General features: G+C 68.7%; 21 protein-coding genes. 7 read left to right on the top strand and 14 right to left on the bottom strand.

Going from position 1 to position 17,169, the window contains the following annotated elements; genetic code table 11:
- Nucleotides 1–254 precede the first annotated feature (254 nt).
- The 4 genes from D7V77_RS30840 to D7V77_RS30825 form a co-directional block, all read right to left on the bottom strand.
- Entirely contained in the window at nt 255–611 is a 357-nt protein-coding gene (locus tag D7V77_RS30840; RefSeq protein ID WP_120579868.1) for an SH3 domain-containing protein, read from the bottom strand.
- Nucleotides 612–683: 72 nt separating this feature from the next.
- Complete coding sequence (locus D7V77_RS30835; protein WP_120579867.1) at nt 684–1,316, bottom strand: glutathione S-transferase N-terminal domain-containing protein; 633 nt, start codon at nt 1,314–1,316, stop codon at nt 684–686.
- A gap of 62 nt (nt 1,317–1,378) precedes the next feature.
- The gene (locus D7V77_RS30830; RefSeq protein WP_120579866.1) at nt 1,379–2,611 is read right to left on the bottom strand and encodes a serine hydrolase; all 1,233 of its coding nucleotides are present in this window, start codon (nt 2,609–2,611) and stop codon (nt 1,379–1,381) included.
- Between the two features lie 93 nt (nt 2,612–2,704).
- On the bottom strand, nt 2,705–3,424 hold the full coding sequence (locus tag D7V77_RS30825; RefSeq protein ID WP_120579865.1) for a hypothetical protein: 720 nt from the start codon (nt 3,422–3,424) through the stop codon (nt 2,705–2,707).
- Nucleotides 3,425–3,544: 120 nt separating this feature from the next.
- Here D7V77_RS30825 and D7V77_RS30820 point away from each other — a divergent pair, with 120 nt between their 5' ends.
- Nucleotides 3,545–3,907, top strand: coding sequence for a hypothetical protein (locus tag D7V77_RS30820; protein ID WP_120579864.1), 363 nt, complete (start codon nt 3,545–3,547; stop codon nt 3,905–3,907).
- A gap of 3 nt (nt 3,908–3,910) precedes the next feature.
- Here D7V77_RS30820 and D7V77_RS30815 read toward each other — a convergent pair whose 3' ends face one another.
- A complete protein-coding gene (locus D7V77_RS30815) occupies nt 3,911–4,699 on the bottom strand; it encodes an AraC family transcriptional regulator (protein WP_120579870.1) in 789 nt (262 codons plus the stop codon).
- Between the two features lie 77 nt (nt 4,700–4,776).
- On the opposite strand from D7V77_RS30815, the gene D7V77_RS30810 reads away from it, so the two are divergent.
- Both D7V77_RS30810 and D7V77_RS30805 read left to right on the top strand, forming a co-directional pair.
- Nucleotides 4,777–5,268 carry an anthrone oxygenase family protein gene (locus D7V77_RS30810; protein ID WP_120579863.1) on the top strand — a complete coding sequence of 164 codons (492 nt, stop codon included), beginning with the start codon at nt 4,777–4,779 and terminating at the stop codon, nt 5,266–5,268.
- Between the two features lie 314 nt (nt 5,269–5,582).
- Complete coding sequence (locus D7V77_RS30805; RefSeq protein ID WP_147452214.1) at nt 5,583–6,878, top strand: putative metal-binding motif-containing protein; 1,296 nt, start codon at nt 5,583–5,585, stop codon at nt 6,876–6,878.
- 1 nt (nt 6,879) lies between these two features.
- On the opposite strand, the gene D7V77_RS30800 is transcribed toward D7V77_RS30805, so the two are convergent.
- Nucleotides 6,880–7,287: a DUF3224 domain-containing protein gene (locus tag D7V77_RS30800; RefSeq protein WP_120579861.1), complete on the bottom strand. Its 408-nt coding sequence runs from the start codon at nt 7,285–7,287 to the stop codon at nt 6,880–6,882.
- A gap of 144 nt (nt 7,288–7,431) precedes the next feature.
- On the opposite strand from D7V77_RS30800, the gene D7V77_RS30795 reads away from it, so the two are divergent.
- Nucleotides 7,432–8,229 (top strand): intradiol ring-cleavage dioxygenase, encoded by a 798-nt coding sequence (locus D7V77_RS30795; RefSeq protein ID WP_120579860.1) that lies wholly within the window; start codon nt 7,432–7,434, stop codon nt 8,227–8,229.
- Nucleotides 8,230–8,253: 24 nt separating this feature from the next.
- Here D7V77_RS30795 and D7V77_RS30790 read toward each other — a convergent pair whose 3' ends face one another.
- On the bottom strand, nt 8,254–8,697 hold the full coding sequence (locus D7V77_RS30790) for a DUF4437 domain-containing protein (RefSeq protein ID WP_120579859.1): 444 nt from the start codon (nt 8,695–8,697) through the stop codon (nt 8,254–8,256).
- Between the two features lie 102 nt (nt 8,698–8,799).
- On the opposite strand from D7V77_RS30790, the gene D7V77_RS30785 reads away from it, so the two are divergent.
- Entirely contained in the window at nt 8,800–9,723 is a 924-nt protein-coding gene (locus D7V77_RS30785) for a LysR family transcriptional regulator (RefSeq protein WP_120579858.1), read from the top strand.
- Between the two features lie 27 nt (nt 9,724–9,750).
- On the opposite strand, the gene D7V77_RS30780 is transcribed toward D7V77_RS30785, so the two are convergent.
- From D7V77_RS30780 to D7V77_RS30755, 6 genes are all read right to left on the bottom strand, one after another.
- Nucleotides 9,751–10,254 (bottom strand): nuclear transport factor 2 family protein, encoded by a 504-nt coding sequence (locus tag D7V77_RS30780; protein ID WP_120579857.1) that lies wholly within the window; start codon nt 10,252–10,254, stop codon nt 9,751–9,753.
- Between the two features lie 93 nt (nt 10,255–10,347).
- Nucleotides 10,348–10,932 (bottom strand): hypothetical protein, encoded by a 585-nt coding sequence (locus tag D7V77_RS30775; protein WP_120579856.1) that lies wholly within the window; start codon nt 10,930–10,932, stop codon nt 10,348–10,350.
- Nucleotides 10,933–10,943: 11 nt separating this feature from the next.
- A complete protein-coding gene (locus tag D7V77_RS30770) occupies nt 10,944–11,702 on the bottom strand; it encodes an ABC transporter ATP-binding protein (protein WP_120579855.1) in 759 nt (252 codons plus the stop codon).
- Nucleotides 11,699–12,670, bottom strand: coding sequence for an iron chelate uptake ABC transporter family permease subunit (locus D7V77_RS30765; RefSeq protein WP_120579854.1), 972 nt, complete (start codon nt 12,668–12,670; stop codon nt 11,699–11,701). The genes D7V77_RS30770 and D7V77_RS30765 overlap by 4 nt, the downstream gene beginning before the upstream one ends.
- On the bottom strand, nt 12,660–13,751 hold the full coding sequence (locus D7V77_RS30760) for an ABC transporter permease (protein WP_233597349.1): 1,092 nt from the start codon (nt 13,749–13,751) through the stop codon (nt 12,660–12,662). The genes D7V77_RS30765 and D7V77_RS30760 overlap by 11 nt, the downstream gene beginning before the upstream one ends.
- Nucleotides 13,714–14,739 (bottom strand): siderophore ABC transporter substrate-binding protein, encoded by a 1,026-nt coding sequence (locus tag D7V77_RS30755; RefSeq protein ID WP_120579853.1) that lies wholly within the window; start codon nt 14,737–14,739, stop codon nt 13,714–13,716. Before D7V77_RS30755 ends, D7V77_RS30760 begins: the two co-directional genes overlap by 38 nt.
- A gap of 162 nt (nt 14,740–14,901) precedes the next feature.
- Here D7V77_RS30755 and D7V77_RS30750 point away from each other — a divergent pair, with 162 nt between their 5' ends.
- Nucleotides 14,902–16,491 carry a family 43 glycosylhydrolase gene (locus tag D7V77_RS30750; RefSeq protein ID WP_120579852.1) on the top strand — a complete coding sequence of 530 codons (1,590 nt, stop codon included), beginning with the start codon at nt 14,902–14,904 and terminating at the stop codon, nt 16,489–16,491.
- Between the two features lie 12 nt (nt 16,492–16,503).
- The gene (locus tag D7V77_RS30745) at nt 16,504–17,022 is read left to right on the top strand and encodes an SHOCT domain-containing protein (protein WP_120579851.1); all 519 of its coding nucleotides are present in this window, start codon (nt 16,504–16,506) and stop codon (nt 17,020–17,022) included.
- A 32-nt stretch (nt 17,023–17,054) separates the two neighbouring features.
- Here the strand turns inward: D7V77_RS30745 and D7V77_RS30740 are convergent.
- On the bottom strand, nt 17,055–17,169 hold a 115-nt coding region (locus D7V77_RS30740; protein ID WP_147452043.1), incomplete at its 5' end, for a transposase.

The following is a 17,169-nucleotide window of genomic DNA, read 5'->3' as shown; positions in this document are numbered from 1 at the left end:
AGAACCGGCAGCGGCGTCTGCGCGTGCGCGATGAACGCCGGGACGATATCCACTTCGGCCTCCTCGTTCTGGGCTGCTGCCTGATCCTCTTCCGCAGTCTTCAAACCTGACTTTTGTTAGGCGCTCTCAGCACCTGCTCTTCGTTGATGGCCACTTTGCGTCCCCGCATGGCCTCTCTTACTGCTCCCCACCACTCCGCCTCGCACGCAGCTGTCAGGTAGGCGTCTGGCGATCCGCTCGCTTAAATGCGGGGATCACTCAGGGTCCTGACCCCACTGGGAGGCCAGATCGCCGTAATAGGCTTCCGCGATGGCAATGGCGGTTCCGGGCACGCCTGCTTCAACCCGATGCAGTCGCGCGCTGGGCTCGGGCAAATGGGTCCAGATGTACTCGGAGGCAGCGAAGCCCGTTTGCCCATGACGGGTGGAGATCTCAGCCCAGCCATCCTTCCATCGGCGGATGACCTGGACGGTCGTGTTGAAGGGCAGGGTCTGGATGATGTTCGACTCGGTGGTGCTCCGTGTCGCGCGAAGTCGTACCTCGGACGCCCCGTCCCACTGGATGATTCCCACACGGCCTACGGCTTCGCCGTCGTCGCGTACATCCCCCATGGTGATGTCTCCTGTCCAGGGACCTCCTCAATGATATACGAGACTCGCCCGCCCGGCGAAGCCCGGGTGTGTTCAGACATCAAAGCGGAATGGGGTGGCACTGGCGGATGGGCGCTGTGCGAACTGCTGACAGAAGCGGTTCAGCGTTTCATAGGAGGCCGTGGGTAGGACGTCCCGGAACTCCAGATGGGTCACGAGGCAGAAGAGCGTGACCTCCAGGTAGCTCAGGTCCCGCTCGGGCGGGAGGGCGGCCAGCGCGGCGCTCGCGTTCTCCTCCAACCACGCCATCATGTTGAGCAAGGACTCACGGAGCTTGCGTGCGTGGGTCGTGCCCTCTCCGGCACCAGCCATCTTCTCCATGACCAGCGTGACCTCTGTCGCCATGGCCTGCAGGGTGAGTTCCTGCATGTTCGCCAGCAGGGGTACGTCCAGGTCCTCCGGCCACACCACCCGGAGCCTGGGATTCGACCGCCGCCACAGCTCACGAGAGACATTGAGCGCGCCGAACCAGACACCTTGAGATGTCTTCAGGACGGGGATGCGGAGCGCTGGGTTGCCGCCATAGTCCGCAGGGGCCGTGGACAGGAGGTCCCGCACCACCTGGAAGGAATGGTCGACGCCCAGCTCCGCCGCGAAGAGCCGGGCAATGCGTGTGAAGTGCGAGCTTGAACGGCCGATGAGGACAGGCTTGTCGAGCGTGGACATGGGAGCCTCCAGTCAATGTGACGTGGCAGGCCAACCCCATATCACCTCCGCCGCGTCGCCCCCTATGGTTGAGAGGGCCCCTGCAGGGCCGCCATGATGATCCGCGCGGCGATGTCCGGCGGGTCCCCTCCCATGTGGAGTGTGTTGACCGAATAGATGAGACGCCGGCGCAAATCCCGCGTGGCGCCCATCCCGTTGTTGTAGCCGTGCCGGTCGCCCGTCTTGCCCCAGAAGATGACGCCGTCGATGTCGTGGCGCCTGAGGCCCGCGCTGTAGCTGGCGCGACCTCCTCCCGTGGCGGGCAGGTCCGGGACGGTGAACAGCTCCTCCTGCTGCTTGCGCGGCAGCAGTCGCCCCTGGAAGAGCGCGACGAGGAAGCGGTCCAGGTCCTCGGCGGTGGAGATCATCTCTCCGGCGGCCCAGGGCACGGATTGGCTGGCCTCGGTGACGTCCACCAGGCAGCGCTCGCCGTAGGCGATGGCTCCCGCCGGACAGCCTGTCTCATCTGGCGCGACCTCCTCGTAGCCACGCGTGTGGCGCCCGGGAAGGGTCACGTCGTTGCCGGGCACGAAGGTGTCCCGCAGGTGCAGCGGCCGCAGGATGCGCTCGCGCACCGCGTCCCCGTAGGGCCGGCCCGTCACCTGTTCGATGAGCAGCCCCGCCACGAGGTAGCCGATGTTGCCGTACTCCTGCTGCGTGCCCGGGGCGAAGCGGGGGCCCTGGGGGAGCGTCAGGGAGAGGAGCTCCCGGGGGCTGAAGCGCCGGAAGCGGTTCTCGAAGAACCAGTCAGGGTCCTTCTGCGGCACCGGCACGCCGGGCAGGCCGTGGGTGAAGTTGAGCAACTGGCGCACGGTGATGGGCGCGTAGACGCCCGCGGGCAGCAGGCGCGGCAGGTAGTGCTGGACGGGCCGGTCCAGGTCCACGCGCCCCTCGGCGGCGAGCTGCAGCACGACGATGGCCGTGAACGTCTTCGTCATGCTGCCAATGCGGAAGTGCGCGTCCGCGGGCACCGGGGCGCCGGTGCGGATGTCGGCCACGCCGGACGTGCCCAGCCAGCGCCCGTCCGCGCCGCTCACCCGGACCAGCGCGCCGGTCACCTCCGCGTTCGGCAGGCCCGCGATGGCCTGTCGCAGCGCCTCGCGGTTCAGGGGCGGCAGGGGCGACCTCGCCACCTCCAGCTCCTGGTCGCCCACCTCCAGCGCGGCACCGGCCGGTGCATCCGGCCCGCAGGCGGGGGCCGTGAAGCTCGCGAGCAATGCCATACCCAGCCGCAGTCCGCGGTGCAGGACAGCCATGTTCCATCTCCTGTGAGGGAAGGGCCGGTGCTTTTCCGGCCGGCGGATGGAACACCGGTGACCCCGGGCGGTGTCACCGGGCAGGGCGGAACTTCAATCCACCGCCACGTACAGCTCGCCGTCCCGACCGATGGCGCCGGGGGAAAGCGACCATCCCTGGCCCTCCTGTACGAGGTAGACCGTGCGCTTCCCCTCCGGTGAGCGCGCCGCCCCGATGAGCAGGTACCGGCGTGTCCGTTTCGCTCCGGTGAGCGTCAGCACGTCGTGCTTCACGCTCCAGGTGCCCTGGTCGTCCTCGGAGCCGAACTTCATCGCGCCCACCTGTCCGGACGCGCCCCCGAACTTGTATTGGAACTCGCGATTGGTGCCGAAGGTGTAGTCGATGCTGTAGGAGACCGCCGTCATGGTGGAGCCGCCGGTATAGGCGTTGACCCACTGGGCCGCGGAGCTGGTGCCGTAGCGGAAGTGGCCCACCACCTCCGCGTCGTCCACCAGCGGCAGTCCCACGGGGCTCCCGCGCACGCCTTTCAGCGCTTCCCCCACCCGGGCGTAGGACGTGTTCCAGGAGAACGAGGCCGACATGGCCTCGCCCAAGCCTCCGGGCGTCATGAAGCTCTGGATGAACACCAGCGGCTCCAGGCGGTCTCCTGCCTCCACAAGGGAGAGGCTCACCCGGAAGGACCGGTCGTTGTTCTTCGCGCGCACCACCGCCGCGGTGAAGAAGGCGCGGGCCTCGTTGGACATGAAGCGCCGCATCACCAGCGGGTTTGGCTGTACGCCGTTCCAGTCCGCGCCAATGCGCTCCTGCCACACCTTCGCGAGCCGGCCCTCGGCGTCATGTGGATTTAACCGCGTTTAATCCCAGCAGTTCCGCGGGGTGCGTAGGGTGTCCGCCACCTGCCGCGATGGCAGGCCTGCGTGAGGGGGCAATCCATGTCGAGACACGTCGTGCGTTCGCTGTGCCTGGGTTCCGTGATGGCGTTTGCTTCCGCCTGTGGCGGGGCGATGGACGAGGCCGGACCGGAGGAAGCGCTCGGGTCCGCTGAGCAGGCCGTTTGCAATCCGGGTCTGGCCGTCGCGGGATGCCTGGACTTCGCGTCGGGCGGCTTCTCCGACTCGAGTTGTCCCGGGGGCATCAAGTGGAGCTACTGGGACTGCACGCAGTACAAGTCCGGCTCTGGCAGCAGCGTCCAGTGGTACGCTTTGTGTTCCCCGACGCAGTACTACATCTGCGGGGGTACCTACACGACGCCGCCGAACACGAACCCTCCGCGGTGCCTGAAGACCTGCTCGTAGGCGTCAGCGTCCCGCGCGCCGCAGGACGGCGGGCGTGAGCCCCGTCACCCGGCGGAACACCGTGGTGAAGTGACTCTGTGAGCTGAAGCCCACCGCGAGCGCGATGTCTCCGAGGGAGCGGGTCGTGTGGCTCAACAGGCCGCGCGCCCGCTCCACCCTCCGCTGCTGCACGTAGGCGTGCGGCGTCATGCCCATGGACTGCCGGAAGGCGCGGGTGAAGTAGAAGACGCTCAGTCCCGCGCGCCGGGCCAGCTCGCCCACCTGGATCCTCCGCGCGAGGTGCGCTTCGATGAAGAGCCGCACGCGGTGGAGCGCGGCGGCGGAGAGGCCTCCGCGCCTCCGCGCCGCTCGCGTCCCTCCGGGTTCCTGGAGCAGCTTCGCCATTCGGGTGGCATGGCGGTCCTGCACCTTCCTCGCCTCGCCCAGGAAGCGGGCGATGACCTTCAACTCCGCGTCCGGCAGCGGCGCCATCAGCAGCAAGCCATCCGCCTGGAGGGGACCCCAGAGGGTTTCAATCCATTCGCGCGCATGCCCGGTGAGCGCGAGCTTCCTGTTGCTTCCCGAGCCCTCCCGCTGGACGTAGCCAGCGAGCTCCAATCGCTCCACATCGGCGCCTCGTGCGACCGCGCTCAGGTGCGCGGGGCCTCCGAAGTGCAGCTGCGCCAGACACGTCAGCTCCGCGCGGCCGAGCGCGAGCACCTCTCCCACGGCGGAGTCGAACTCCGCGGAGGCTTCCTGGAAGCGGACGATGTCGGCGCCAATCTGGGCGAGGAGTGCGTGCCGGGGGCTCATGGAAAACACCGCAGGATTGAGAAAAACAGCACAAGGGCGCGAAAGACGCTCGCGGGCACGGGACGCATGCTGGCCCCATGATGAACCTGAAGCCCTCCGCGGCGGAAATCCTGTTGTGGCTCTTCGTGCTCAACCTGGGCGTCGCCTTCGGCGCGGGGCTCTATGAGCACCGCATCGCGCTCCCCCGGTGGCTCAATGTCACGGGCGGGCATTGGTCCTCGGAGGCGGCGCGCCAGGATGACGTGGGCCGGCGCTTCTGGGGCGTCGTCACCACGGGTCCGCTGACGCTGCTCACGCTGGCCAGTCTCTATTTCGCCACGCGGGCCACGGGGCCGCTGCGCTCCTGGTGGCTCGCGGCCGCGCTGGTGGTGCTCGTGGACCGGGTGCTGACCTTCTCGTACTTCATCCCCACGATGGTCCGACTGATGCAATCGCCTGACACTCCGGGGGCCGTGGAGACCGCCACGCGGTGGGTCCGGATGAACCATCTCCGTCATGTGCTCGCGGGAGGCGCGTGGTTCTCGGCCCTTCAAGCCCTTTCATGGCTTCGGGTGAAGGGAGCCGGGTGACGTGTGCGCCATTGAAATGGATTAGACTCCGTCCCGGGGTGGGCCGAATGTGGGCCGCCGAAGAGGGGATGATGGAAGTGCGGATGCGTTGGGCGAGGCTTTGGACGGTGGTGTTTGCTGTTGGCAGCGGGGTGCTCGGGGGATGTGAGGATACGGAGCCGCCAGTGAATCCGGTTCCGGATGCGGGAACCGTTGATTCGGGGACCGCGGATGATGGCGGCACGCAGACGGATGCCGGCACCGACGCGGGCTCCTTGGGGGAACCCCTTCCCTGTGAGCGGACGCAAGGCATCTGCGCGGGGGCCCGGCGCGCAGTGGTTGACGGAGCCTACGAGCCGGTGTGCACCGCTCGCTCGTATGGTGCTGACTACGAGGCCACGGAGACGCGCTGCGACGGTCTGGACAACGACTGCGACGGGGTGGCGGACCCGCCGTCCTGGTCCCAGGTCGCGTCGCTGGGAGCGCCTCCGCATTCAGGCCGGATCAGCAGCCTCCGGGTGACCGACGGAGTCCTGGCGGTGGCCTTCGACCGCGTGGCGGTGGCTCGTGTCATCCGGATGGACACCGCGATGACGCCGCTCGGTGTCGCGGATGTACGAGTGGAGGTGTTGGACGAATCCCTCGCGCTGGACTCGGTGAGCACCCGGTTGCTGCGCACCTCCCAGGGGCCCGCGCTGTATTACGCGTCAGCGGGACCGGAATACGACCATACGCAGGGCCACCTCATCCTGCTGGATGAGCAGGGCCGTCGCGTGCCTCGCGAAGGTGAGCCGGAGGTTGGCGCGCTCCTCTTCGACCAGCCCGTGGGGGACCGGGCCACCGCGGCGGCCGTGTCGGCGGACGGGTCGCGGGTCTTCGCGGCCTGGCGGGATGCCTCCCAATACGTCACCGGCGGCCGTGAGCTGTGGGGCACGCTCACGGAGCTGGACGGTGAATCCGTAGTGGCTCCCCGAGTCCTGATGCGGGCGCTCGCCGAGGACAAGCTCCTCTACGGCGTGGAGGTGATGGGGTTGCGGGATGGGGGCTTCCTGGTCCTGGCCCAGGAGATGAAGCAAGGCGCCTCCGAGGGACTGCTGCGGCTTCAGCGCTTCGACAGCGGCCTGCAACCCGTGGGTGATGAGCGGACCTTCCCCGCGGAGGCGAATCCAAATGCCCGACTCGTGGACCTGGGCGCGGTGGCGGGCGGTGCGCTGGAGTCTCCGGCCATCGTGCTGCGCGGCATCCTGGGCGGGGAGCGCGTGCTGATGGCCTTGGGCAATCTCTTCGGCGAGGTGACCAGGCGGACCCTGGCCGTGACGACCCCCCGTGAAACTCCCTGGGTCGGGACCGCGGTGACGTCTCGTGGCCTTCAGGCCGCGTGGCTCTCCACCTCCTTTGACCTGGAGGAGCCCGAGCCCGCCTTCATGTGGCGGGGCCGGTTCTGGGCGCTGGGGAAGGCGGGCGTCCCAGCGGACCTGACCTCCGGGCCCGAATACCTGCCCCTCAACCAGTTCTCGCAGTGGGTCATGCTGGAAGAGCTTCCGGACCGCTGGATGGGCGCGCTGGTGATGACGTCCACCAAGAGCCCCATGGCTCACACCCTCCAGGCGGTCCGCTACTGCGCACCGTGAGTCACGGCGCGTCCGGCAGGGTGTACTGGAAGTCGTAGGAGTGCTTCCCGCCCGGCGCGATGTCGATGGTCATCGAACCGGCGAGCCCCGTGAGCTCGCCGGTTCCGGAGTCCGGCACCACGGAGATGACGAGGTGGGGCGCACCGCGCGTCATCACCCCGAAGTGCTGGAGCGCGAAGGTGCCGGCGCGGCCATCCAGCGTGCCGCTGACGCGCTCCATGGCCACGTAGCCCGCGGACCCCTCCACCGGCGTCCGCACCGCGAGCATCTGCCCCTGGCTCGTGGCCTCCAGCGCGCCGTGATAGCGCTTGTCGAGCATCATCCGGCCCGGGGCCGCGTCCGCCGCGCCCGCCTCCGGGGCCATGGGGGTGAGCTTGACGTCGAAAGGTCCGTTCGCGCGCTTCGTCATGGGTGTCTGCTCCCTTGCCTGGTGGCCGGACAGATACGCCAGGAGCCCCGCGCCTGGATTGCAAAAACGCGTCACTCCCGGCGTCTTAGGACTCGCTTAAGACATTGGGCCTACCGTCACGGTCACTCCAAGGGGGCAGGGCGCATGAGTGACGACGAGCGGAATCACCACCACGGACTCCAGCAGGACCTGCGGGTCCTGGCGACGCGCACGGACCGGCGGGAGCTGCTGCGCTGGATGGCCTTCACCAGCCTCATCCCCATCATCGGCTGCGGAGGGCCGGACTCCAGCGGCAGCGGAGACACGTCTGGCTGCGCGAGGATTCCGGAGGAGACGGCCGGTCCCTATCCCGGTGACGGCTCCAACGGAGCCAACGCCCTGGTGCTGTCGGGCATCGTCCGGAGCGACATCCGCTCCAGCATCGCGAACGCGAGCGGCGTCGCGGCGGGCATCCCGCTCACCATCACCCTCACGCTGGTCGGCAGCGACGACAGCTGCACGCCGCTCCGGGGTTATGCCATCTACCTGTGGCACTGCGACCAGGCGGGGCGGTACTCCATGTACTCGTCGGGCGTCACCCACGAGAACTACCTGCGCGGGGTGCAGGTGACGGACGAAGAGGGCAAGGTGACCTTCACCAGCATCTTCCCCGCCTGCTACAGCGGACGGTGGCCGCACATCCACTTCGAAAGCTACCCCTCGGTGGAGGCCACCTCCTCCTCGCGCAACAAGGTGGCCACGTCCCAGTTGGCCCTGCCAGAGGATGTCTGCGACACCGTCTACGCGACGTCTGGCTATTCGCAGAGCGTTCGCAACCTCAGCCAGATTTCGCTCTCCAGCGACAACGTGTTCAGCGACGGCGCGTCCACGCAGCTGGCGACCGTGACGGGCAACACCTCGGATGGCTATGCCGCGTCCCTGGTCGTGGGCATCAAGGTTTGACGCGTTTCCGGGCCCGCGGGGCGGCTACTTCGCCTTGGCGGGCGCGAAGTCGAAGGGCTTGTCCTGGGCGATGAGCATCACGCACTCGGCGTCCGGCGCGCACTGGTTGCGGTGCACCACCTTGCCGGGCTGGTCCCAGGTGCTGCCGGCCTCCACGGCGCCTGCTTCGGCGGCGCCCTCGCTGGTGTTCGTCATGCGGCCCTTCACCAGCACGCCGTGGTAGTCGGCGGAGTGGGTGTGCGGCCCGGAGTCGAACCCGGCGGGGAACTTCATCAGCAGGGCGTACGGGCCCTTCTTCATGTCGCCCCAGAGCACGTGCACGGACGGGCCGCCGGGCATCATCTCCGTCCAGGTGAGCTTGTCATAGGCGGTCTGCTGGAACGCGGCGGACTCCTTGCCCTTGGCGGCGGCGAAGGTGAACGCGGAGACGACGGCGACGGCGGCGACGAGCTTGGGCAGGGTCTTCACGGGAGGCACTCCTCGGTGGAAGGAAACGCCGGGGAGGATGGCTTCTGGGCATCCCTGCGAAAATGCCCGATTCCGCAGGGCACCTCTGCGAAAGTGCAGGCCATGCCCGAATGGAGCGACCTGCGGCACTTCCTGGCCATCGCGAGGGAGGGGAACCTCTCCGCGGCGGCGCGGCGATTGAAGGTGGACCAGACCACGGTGGGCCGGCGCCTGGCCGTGCTGGAGAAGGAGCTGGGGGCACGGCTCTTTGACCGGACTCCCACGGGTCTGCGTCCCACGGCGGTAGCGCTGCGCATCCGTCCGGCCGCGGAGGCGGTGGAGGCGGAGGCGCTGCGGGTGGAGCGGCTCGCCAGCGGCGAGGACCTGCGCCCCTCCGGACCGGTGACGGTCACCGCGACGGACTCCTTCCTGGTCCACAACGTGATGCCGTGGCTGGCCGCGTTCCAGGAGCGCCATCCGGAAATCGAGTTGCAGCTGCTCTCCGGTTACGAAGCCCTGTCGCTGGTGCGGCGCGAGGCGGACGTGGCCATCAGGCTGGTCCGGCCGCAAGAGGCGTCGCTGCGGGCCCGGAAGGTGGCTGCCATTGGTGTCGTGCCGTTCGCGTCGAAGGCCTATCTCTCCCGCCGGGGGCCGGTGCGTTTCGACACGGGGCTCCAGGGGCACTCGGTGGTGGGGTACGCGCAGGACTCGCGGCGCTGGCCGGAGTCGAAGTGGCTGGACGTGCACGCGGCGAAGGCCACGGTGGCGCTGCGGCTGACGTCCATCCTGGGGCTGCTCCAGGCCGCGCGCGAGGGCCTGGGCGTGGCGCTGCTGCCGGCGTTCTTCGGCCACCTGCATCCGGAGTTGGTGCCTCTGCGTGACGCCCTGCCGGAGTTGGAGCGGACGGTGTGGCTGGTGTTCCACGAGGACCTGGCCCACAACGTCCGGGTGCGCGCGGTAGTGGACTTCCTGGCGGAGACCATCGGGAAGCAGGCGGAGGCGCTCGCGAAGCCTCCGGCCGGGTCCCGGAAGAAGCGCGCCCGGTGACGGGGCCGCGTCACCGCACGCCCGGAGTCACGGCGTGCCGAGCCGCTTGCCCCGGGCGAACTCCAGGCCCAGCAGGTTGCCGCGGTGGTGGATGGGATCCAGCGTGACCTTCTGGATGCGCCAGCCCTCCGCGGCCGTCTTCACCACTTCATGCGTATAGCGTCCCACCAGGGTCCACTCCTGGGGAAAACCATCCATGGTGAAGAAGTGGGACACCTCCGCGTAGGCGTGCACCGTGCCGTGCGTGGGGCTGGTGAACTCCGTGCGCACCGTGTTGGCCGTGGCGTGCTGCACGCGGGTGAAGCACTCCAGCGCCTTGTTGCCGAACTGCGCCAGCACGGCGCGCGGCGCGGTGGAGGGCGGCACTCCCATGAAGCGGGAGTAGTCCGACGTCACCTCCGGGGCGAAGACCCGCTCCCACCGGGTCCAGTCGCCTGTGTCCTTGCCATGGTCGATGGCCTGCCCGTACTCGGCCACCAGCTCCTGCACGGCAATCCAATCCAGCGTGTACTCCAGGTTCTTCTCGCGCATCTCCGTCTGCCTTTCTGGAAGAGGGGATGCACAGGCTTTCACCCTCCGTGGAGGCGGAGCAAGCCGAGGATGCGCCGCTCAGAGGGGAGGGCGTCACGGCTCCGAAACGGTGATGCCCATGCCCCTGGGCGTGTCGGACAGTCCGATCACTTTCGCCCGGGCGCTCGCTTTCCACTCCAGCTCGACCGTGCCGGGGGTGGCGTCCGGCTGCACCTGGACGGTCAGGTCCGTGGCCCACTTACACGATGCTCCCATCTCGCAGGTCTCATCCAGGATCACGACGGTCCGCGCCACCACGTCCTCCCCCGTCTTCAGCACGACGGGCTGCGTGGGCACGGCCGGGTCGGGGCTGGCCTTGGACAGCGAGACGCGCATCCACGGCAGCGCTGTCCGCGAGGGGTCCGCTGGCGTCCACCGCGCCTTCACCTGCACCGTCAGCTCCACCTGGGCCTTCTTCGATGGTGGCTCCGACGCCGTGACCTTCACGGTGATGGGGCGCGTGAGATTGGGCGCCTCGGTCGTGAGGGTCAGGGGCGCGCTCGTGTGGGGCTCGGAGACGATGTCCTCGAAGCTGTTCCTGGACGTGGCCACGACGCTGGCGCATGCGAACAGCAGGAGCAGCCGCGAGGCCCAGTGGCGCAGGCGGGGGGACTGGGGGGCTTCACGGGTGGAGAACATGGGCCTGGGGCTCACCGGTAATGGACCGCGATGCGCTTTCCATCGAGCAGGTGGATGTCGATGTCCATGTCGTAGATGTCGCGGAGCACGGCGGGGCGCATCAGCTCCTCCGGCGTCCCCTGGAAGGCGACCTTCCCGGCGCGCATGGCGATGACGTGGTCGGAGTAGCAGGAGGCGTAGTTGAGGTCGTGCAGCACCAGCACCACGCACTTGCCCAGCGCGTCCGCCGCGCGCCGCAGCTCCTTCATCATGGCCACGGCGTGTTTCATGTCCAGGCTGTTGAGGGGCTCGTCCAGGAGCACGTAGTGGGTGTCCTGGCACAGCACCATGGCCACGAAGGCGCGCTGGCGCTGGCCTCCGGACAGCTCGTCCAGGAAGCGGTTCGCGAGCGGCTCCAGGCCCAGGTGGTGGAGCGCCCCCTCCACGAAGGCGCGGTCCTCCACCGTGGGGCGGCCCTTGGAGTGCGGATAGCGGCCGAACGTCACCAGGTCTCGCACGGTGAGCCGCGAGGTGACGGCGTTGTCCTGCCGCAGGATGGCCAGCCTTCGCGCCAGCGCGTCGCCGGGCGTGCGGACCACGTCCATGCCGTCCACCAGCACCGTGCCGGAGGACAGCGGCAACAGGCGGCTCACCATGGACAGCAGGGTGGACTTGCCGGCGCCGTTGGGCCCGATGATGGACGTCACGCCCGTCTCCGGGAACTGGAGCGTGACGTCGTCCACCACCACGGTGTCTCCGTAGCGGCGGGACACGTTCCGGGCTTCGATCATCGCAGCACGCCTCGCATCAACAGGGTGATGAACATCAGGCCGCCCAGGAACTCGATGATGACGCGCAGGTTGGCGCCAAAGGAGAAGACGCGCTCCAGCACGAGCTGACCGCCCAGAAGGCCAATCACCGCCAGGAACACGGCGGCCGGCAGCACGTGGACGTGCCGGTGCGAGCGCACCAGCCCGTGCGCCAGGTTCGCCACCAGCAGCCCGAAGAAGGTCACCGGCCCCACCAGCGCCGTGGACACCGACACCAGCACCGCCACCACCGCCAGGAGCCGCGACACCGTGCGCCGGTGGTCCACGCCCAGGTTGATGGCCACGTCGCGCCCCAGGTTCAGCACGTCGCAGGTGCGCATCAGGCTGAAGCCCAGGACGGACGCGCCCAGGGTCATCAGCGCGGAGACGATGAGCAGGTCCGGGTCCGGGTTGTTGAAGCTGGCGAAGAAGCGGTCCTGCAGGAAGTCGAACTCGCCCGGCGCGATGAGGCGCTGGAGGAAGCTGGACAGGCTGCGGAACAGCACGCCCAGCACCACGCCCGTGAGCAGCAGCAGGTGCACGCTCCGCCGGCCTCCCTCGAACAGCCAGCGGTGCAGCACCGCGGAGAAGACCACCATGATGGCGACCTCCACCGTGAAGAGCAGCCGGCTGTCCAGGCTCGCCATGGTGCGCGAGCCCAGGAAGAAGAGCAGGCTCGTCTGTAGCAGCAGGTAGAGCGTGTCGAAGCCCATGATGGCGGGCGTCAGGACGCGGTTCTCCACCACGGTCTGGAACAGCACCGTGGAGACGGCGATGGCGTAGCCCACCAGCAGCACCGTGGCGACCTTGCGCGCGCGGAACGGCAGCACGAAGTCCCACTTGCCGCCCGCGTCCACGGTCATGAACACCACCACGCAGAACGCGGCCAGGCCCCCCAAGAGGAGCAGCCGCCGCTCATGGCCCTCCAGGCGCAGCGCGCTAGCCGACACGGTCGTCCCTCCGCAAGAGCAGGTGGAGGAAGAGGAGGCTGCCCACCACGCCCGCCACGGTGCCCACGGGAATCTCATAGGGCTGGCGCACCACCCGCCCCACGATGTCGCACAGGAGCACGAAGCCCGCGCCCAGCACCGCCACCCACGGGATGGAGCGGCGCGCGTTGTCACCCACGATGAGGCTGACGACGTTGGGCACCACGAGCCCGATGAAGGGAATCATCCCCACGGTGGCCACCACCACCGCGGTGACCATGGCGACGATGGCCAGCCCCAGCGCCATGATGCGCGGGTGGCTCAGGCCCAGGTTGGTGGTGAAGGCCTCGCCCATGCCGGCGACGGTGAAGCGGTCCGCGACGACGTAGGCGATGACGGTCAGCACGAAGGCGCCCCAGAGCAGCTCATACCGGCCGCGCAGCACGCTGGAGAAGTCGCCCGTGGTCCAGGCCATCAGTGATTGCAGCAGGGAGAAGCGGTAGGCGAAGAACGTCGTCGCCGCGTCGAAGATGGCGCCCAGCACCAGTCCCACGACGGGCACGACGAGCGCCGAGCGCAGCGGAATCCGCCGGAGGATGAACAGGAACAACGCCGTGCCCGCCATGGCGAAGCAGGCGGCGACCGCCGTCCTGGCGAGGATGGGGAGGCCGGGGGCGAGCAGCGTGACGGCGAGCAGGCCCAGGCTCGCGGACTCCGCCGTGCCCGCAGTGAAGGGCTCCACGAAGCGGTTGCGCGCGAGCATCTGCATGATGAGGCCCGCGACGGCCAGGGACATGCCCGCCAGCAGCAGGGCCAGCGTGCGCGGCACCCGGCTGATGACCAGCACCTGCACTGCGCGCTGATTCTCCGCCGGCGCCAGCAGCGCTTCCCACGACACGTGGCTCACGCCAATCAGCATGCTGATGCCCGCGAGCACCAGCACCCCGAGCACGGCCACGGCGAGCAGCGGCAGGGGAGCGCCCTTCGCGCCGCTCGTGGGCAGCGGCTCGGAGCGCGCGCTGGCCTCGTGGGAGGCCACGGAGGTGCGCGGCGCGAAGCCCGGCTCAGGGAGCGGAGGGCTGTCGGGGCTTCGCGTAGACATCGGAGATCTGCTCCATCAGGCGCCGCAGGGACTGGATGCCGCCGCCGATGAGGTAGGTGTTCGCCGGCTCCAGGTACACGACCTGCCCCTGCTTCCAGGCCGTCGTCTGGTGCACCAGCTCGTTGTCCAGCAGCCGCTGTGCGCCGCCGCCCTCGCCAATGGCCGCGTCCCGGTCGATGACGAACAGCCAGTCCGGGTTGGTCTCCAGGATGAACTCCGAACCCACGGCCTCCCCGTGCAGTGACGCCTTGAGCGACGGCGCCGCGGGCGGGATGCCGAAGGTGTCGTGCAGCACGCCGAAGCGCGAGCCCGGGCCATACGCGCTCATCCGTCCTCCGGACGTCAGCACGATGAGCCCCTTGCCCCGGCTGGCGGTGGTGCCCTTCAGCGTCGCGATGGACTGGTTCAGCGTCTCCACCAGGGTGCGCGCCTGCTCCTCCTTGCCGAAGACGGTCGCCAGCCGCTGCGTGTTGCCCACCACGGTGTCCAGGAAGTGCGTGTCGTCCGTGGTCTGGTCGATGGTGGGCACCATGGCGGCGAGCTTCGTGTACCGGGCGCTGGAGCGGCCGCCGGTGATGACCAGGTCGGGCCGGGCGGCGTGCAGGGCCTCGTAGTCGGGCTCGAAGAGCGTCCCGTAGCGCGGGTACTTCTTCGCGTCCGCGTACTTCGCCAACTGGCCGGGGAAGTACTCACCCGCCACGCCCTGAACGTCCACCCCCAGCGCGTCCAGCGTGTCCAGCGCCGCCAGGTCGAACACCACGACCTGCTTCGGGTGCTCGGCCACGACGGTGCTGCCCTGCGCGTGGGCAATGGTCCGGCCCGCTCCCGGAGCAGGGGCCGCCGCGTCAGCCGCCGCCGCGCCTTCCGAGGGCACGGGACCCGGGGCCGGAGCTCGCGGGCCCCGTGCGAAGAAGACCGCGAGAGCGATGACCGCGACCCCGATGAGGGCCACGAGGAGGGTGGGGAACCGCCGGGGAGTGGTGCTCACGGGAAAGGCAATCCAGAGAAAAGTGATATCAAATGAAATTGATATTCATTATCGAAGTTGCGGATATAGCGGATCGCCGCCGGACGGTCAAAACCCATCGGCCTTGCGCGGCCCGGGCCTTCCCTGGAAGCTTGGATTTCAAGACTTCCATGGAGAAGCCTCATGAAGCCCGTCCGAGCCGTCCTGCTGTTGTCCCTCCTCACCACGACCTTCGCCGGGAGTGCCCTCGCGCAGGACAACTCGCGCACGCTGCTCATGCAGTGGCTGGCGGATCCGGACGTCTACAAGGAGAACGACGACCTGTTCTTCCTCACCGGCACGGGCAACGGGGTGCTGCTGCCGCTGTATGAGTCCAACGACCTGACGACGTTCCGCTTCAAGCGCGACTACAACCCGTCCGCGACGGACCCCACCTACGACTACTGCTTCCTGTGGGCGCCGGACCTGAGCAAGGTGGGCAGCGTCTACCAGCTCCACTTCTCCGGCCACCGGGTGCCCAACGGCGCGGCGTGTCCTCCGGCGGGCCAGGAGGTGACGACCTTCGTCGCCACGGCGCCCGATTTGAACCTGGTCTTCGGCGTGCCCCAGCCCATCAACGCCAATACCACCTGGCCGCGCACCACCACCGGCACGGCGTGCCTGCCGCAGGGGTGCAACCGGAACATCCGCATCGACTCGGCGACGTTCAACGACGGCGCGGACCGCTGGCTCTTCTATGTCTGGTTCCAGAACGGCAACAACATCTCGTCGTTCAAGCTGGCCGCGCCCGGCACCGTCTACAACCACGCGGGCCCGGCGGTGTTCGCGACGCCGGCCTACGAGGAGGGCATCAACGAGGCACCGGAGCTCTTCAAGCGCGACGGGCGCTACTACATGGTCTTCAGCGGCGGTTGGTACAACAGCCAGTACGCCATGTACTACGTGATGGCGGACTCCATCCCGGAGCTCACGCGGGCGCGGGCGGTGCGGCGGATGTCCCTGCCGCTGAAGAACTCCGCGGGCCGGCTGGTGCAGTCCCACGGCCACGACGTCATCGTCGAGCGGCGGGGCGAGTACTTCAACGTCTTCCATCAGGGCGCCTTCGACAGCGCGGGCAACCTCACCTCGCGCAGCACGTACAAGCAGCGCGTCGCGTTCAAGCCGGACGGGGCGATGACGTCGCTCAACCAGGTGAACGTGCGCTGGAACCGGCTCGCGGGGTACAGCTACTCGCTGGACGTCGTGCTGAAGAATGGTTCGGTGGTGGGGCCGTGCACGTCGGTGGTGCTGCTGGGGCAGTCCAACAAGACGGTGTTCGACGGCGTGTGCCGCAGCGCCGGGGACCGCGTGGTGACGAAGGGGGAGATCGCCGCGTTCCGCCTCTTCTATTCCAACAACAACGTCTGGGGGCCGTCCGTGGAGAAGGCCTATGACGGCATCTCCGACGACGTGTCCCTGGAGCTGCCCGGCGGCGTCACGCCCTTCGTGGACCTGGAGTGGAGCGAGGAGGAGACGCTGGCGCAGTACTCCATCGACGTGCAGCGGCGGGACACGGGCGCGTGGATTGGCCCGTGCATTGGCGTGGGCGCCGTGAACAAGAGCCTGGCCTGGACCTACCAGGGGCGATGCGACACGCCGGGCATCAACGTGCCGTACTCCAACATCCAGGCCTTCCGCGTCTGCTCCGCGGTGAATGGCGACTGGGCCCACGCCCGCTGCGGCGCCGCCGCGTACGACGGGCGGGCCCTGCACTCGCGCATCAACATCCCCTAGGCTGGACGCCCCATGTTCGACGCCATCACCTCCGACCCCGCGCTCCTCGTCCTCCTCATCATCGTGGCGGGAGGGCTGGGCGTGGCGTTCGGACCGAAGGGGGGGCTGCTGGGGCTGCTGGGCGCCGGGCTGGATCGCACTGAGTTGGAGAACGGAAGGGCCGGCGAGGCCACGGTGCTGGAGGTACGGGACACAGCGATCCGCATCGACAAGCGCCCGGTCCTCCAACTGCTCCTGGAGGTTCACATCCCCGGCCGTGCTCCCTATCAGGCGCGGGTGAGCAAGCGGCTGCCGCCTCATTCGAGCACGGCCACCTGGGGGCCGGGGCTTCGGGTCCAGGTGATGGTGGACCCGATGAAGCCCCAGCGCGTCGTCATCACCGGCTTCGCGATGGCCGCCCCGGCCAGCCCGCCATCGCCCCCGGTGGATCCGGTCCGGGCGATGGAGGACCTGAAGCGCATGGCCGATGGCGGCCTCATCACCGAGCGCGAGTACGAGGCGAAGAAGGCGGAGATCCTCGGCCGCTTTTAGCGTCCGTGAAAGCGCCGGACTAGGGGGTGTCCCTAATTGAGCCACATCCGAGTGCAGGCGAGGTGGATGAGGGCAAGGTAGTTGCGGGCTGTCTTCTCATATCGAGTCGCGAGGCGGCGGAAGCGCTTGAGGCCATGGAAGAACCGC

Source organism: Corallococcus sp. CA041A, assembly GCF_003612075.1.
Taxonomy (GTDB): Bacteria; Myxococcota; Myxococcia; order Myxococcales; family Myxococcaceae; genus Corallococcus; species Corallococcus exiguus.
The sequence above is the reverse complement of the archived record's forward strand: the minus strand, read 5'-3'. Positions and strand labels throughout refer to the sequence as shown.